1 protein-coding gene and 1 pseudogene are annotated in these 2,785 nt (G+C 72.9%); both read left to right on the top strand.

Going from position 1 to position 2,785, the window contains the following annotated elements; translation table 11 throughout:
• A pseudogene (locus ACOJUF_RS16505) lies at positions 1-556 on the top strand (translational GTPase TypA); the annotation flags it as partial.
• 71 nt (positions 557-627) lie between these two features.
• Positions 628-2,376 carry an ABC transporter substrate-binding protein gene (locus tag ACOJUF_RS16500; protein WP_420122916.1) on the top strand — a complete coding sequence of 583 codons (1,749 nt, stop codon included), beginning with the start codon at positions 628-630 and terminating at the stop codon, positions 2,374-2,376.
• The last annotated feature ends 409 nt before the right edge of the window (positions 2,377-2,785 follow it).

Below are 2,785 nucleotides of genomic sequence, written 5' to 3'. Positions count from 1 at the left end.
GGGCCGGATGGAAGCCATGAGCAACCACGGCACCGGCTGGGTCCGGATGGAGTTCCACGTGCCCTCGCGGGGCCTGATCGGGTTCCGGACGGAGTTCCTGACCGACACCCGCGGCACCGGCATCGCGCACCACGTGTTCGACGGGTACGAGGCCTTCGCCGGCGAGATGCGGGGCCGGCCCACCGGGTCGCTGGTCGCCGACCGGGCCGGCAAGGCGACCCCGTTCGCCATGTTCAACCAGCAGGAACGCGGCACGATGCTGGTCGCGCCGACCACCGAGGTGTACGAGGGCATGATCGTCGGCGAGAATTCGCGGGCCGACGACATGGACGTGAACATCACCAAGGAGAAGAAGCTCACCAACATGCGCCAGTCCAGCGGTGACGAGCTGGTCCACCTGGTGCCGCCGCGCTCGCTGTCGCTGGAACAGGCGCTGGAGTTCTGCGCCGACGACGAGTGCGTCGAGGTGACCCCGAAGGGGGCGCGGATCCGCAAGGTCGTGCTGGCCGCGACCGACCGGGCCAAGACCCGCTCCCGGAACAAGACCGCCGGCTGAGGCGCGCCGGCAGATGGCGGCGGTGCACGCCCGGTCGACGGGTCCGTCCGTAGGGTGAGGCCGTGGGGTCGGTGACGACGCGCGCCGGCACGGGCCGGCTGATCCTGGGCGTCCTGATGGCGGTGCTGCTGGCCGCGTGCACCCCGCCGAATCTGCCGGCGCCGATCGCCCCCACCGCCGGCACCTCGATCTCCAGCGCGCCACCGGCGCCGGGGACCCTGGTCGTCGGCCTCGACGGCACGTCCGGCCCGATCGCCGGGTTCAACCCGTACGCCGTCGCGGACTACTCACCGGCGTCGCAGGCGGTCGCCTCGCTGGTCCTGCCGTCGGCGTTCGTGATGGCCGCCGACGGGTCGGTGGGCACGGATCCGGACGTCGTCGACTGGGTCGCGGTGACCTCGGTGGACCCGTTCACCGTGACCTACCTGCTCGATCGCAAGGCGTCCTGGTCCGACGGCACCCCGATCACCGCGGAGGACTTCTCCTACCTGCGCGAGCAGTTGCTGGTGCAGCCCGGCACCGTCGCATCGGCGGGATACCGGTTGATCACCGCGATCCGGTCCCGGGACGCCGGCAAGACGGTCGACGTGGAGTTCGCCGAGCCGTTCCCGCAGTGGCGCAGCCTGTTCTCCCCGCTGCTGCCCAGCCACCTGCTCAAGGACTCGCCGGGCGGCTGGTCGTCCGGGCTCGACACCGACCTGCCGCTGTCGGGCAACCGGTACAAGATGACCTCCTACGACCCGGTCACCGGCCAGGTCACGCTCGCGCGCAACGACAAGTACTGGGCGACCCCGCCCGGCCCGTCCGCCGTGGTGCTGCGGCTGGGCCGGCCGCCCGATCTGCTCGCCGCCTTCAACCGCGGCGACGTGCAGGCGCTCTGGCTCGCGCCGGACGACGCCACCGCCGGGGACATCGCCGACCAGGTGCCGGCCGAGAGGCGCACCGTGCTGGCGACGCCGTCGTCCCTCCAGCTGGTGATGAATGCGGCCGGCGGCGCGACCGCGGACGTGGGGGTCCGCCACGCGATCGCGGCCGCGCTCGATCCGGCGGCGGTGGCCGCCGCCCTGACCGCCGGCTGGCCGGACGGCGGACTGACGGTCAGCTCCCAGATCGCGCTCCCGGTGGACTCCGGCGCGGCCGCCTCGGTCGCCGGGTCGACCGGTCCGCCGATCGTGACGAACGACCCGGCCGCGGCCCAGGCCGACCTGGCCGCCGCGGGGTGGTCCAGCAACGGCCTCTACGTCGCCCGGGACGGCCAGATCCTGCGTCTGCGGCTGGGCTACCCCAGCGGGTCGCCGCGCCTCGCGGCCGCCGCCCGGCTGGTCCAGCAGCAGCTCGGGGCGGCCGGCATCGAGGTCGACCTGTACCCGGACGCCGCCCCGGATCTGATCGAGAACAACCTGGCGGCGGGCACTCTCGATCTCGCCCTGATCAACCTGACCCGGGGGCCGGACGACCCGGTCGCGGCCGCGACGGCCTTCGGCTGCCCGCGGACGGATCCGTCGGGCATCGGCTCCGGCGTGACCGGGGACGGCTCCGCCGGCGGGGTGCCGGCGGGAACCGCGGCGCCGCGCACGGGCAACCTGTCGGGCTACTGCGCGGCGGGCACGCAGCGGGTGCTGGCGCAGTCCCTGACCGGGCAGATCGCGGTCGCCGAGGCCGACCCGGGCCTCTGGGTCGACCTGCCGGTGTTGCCGCTGGTGCAGCCGCGGGCGGTGCTCGCGGTGGGCCCGGGGCTGCAGGCGGTGCTGACCGAGGACCACCCCGGGTGGGCCTGGACCGGCCCGCTGGCCGGCCTGGCCGGGTGGCCGGCCACCTGATCGGGGGACGCGCCGCCGACCCCGCGTCGTGGTTAACGACCGGTAACCTGCTGTGCTAGGGTGTGAGACCGGTCGCAGTATTTCCCGCCGGAGGTCGTGGTCACCGCAAGATGATCGTCATCAAGCGTCATTGCGGGCGGTTCGCCCGATTTTCCGGAGGGGTCGCCGCGGCCGACGGACCCCACCCCGAAGCGCGGTGACAGCGCCGATCACCCTTGGATCACGATTCGCCAGGTGAAACATCCCAGCAACCTGTGCCCTCGTACAGTCGGGGAATCTGACGCTGCGTGATGCTGCGCCGGCTTCAGAGTGGTGCTGGTCGGGCGGCGGCGCCCGCCCCAGAACGGCAGCCCGTCCACAACGAAGGAATGTAAAATAGGAGAACACGAGAGGTGACCAAAACCGCCCA

The sequence above is a fragment of the Nakamurella sp. genome (assembly GCF_048594475.1).
Lineage (GTDB): Bacteria > Actinomycetota > Actinomycetes > Mycobacteriales > Nakamurellaceae > Nakamurella.
This window is presented reverse-complemented; position numbering and strand designations above follow the sequence as displayed.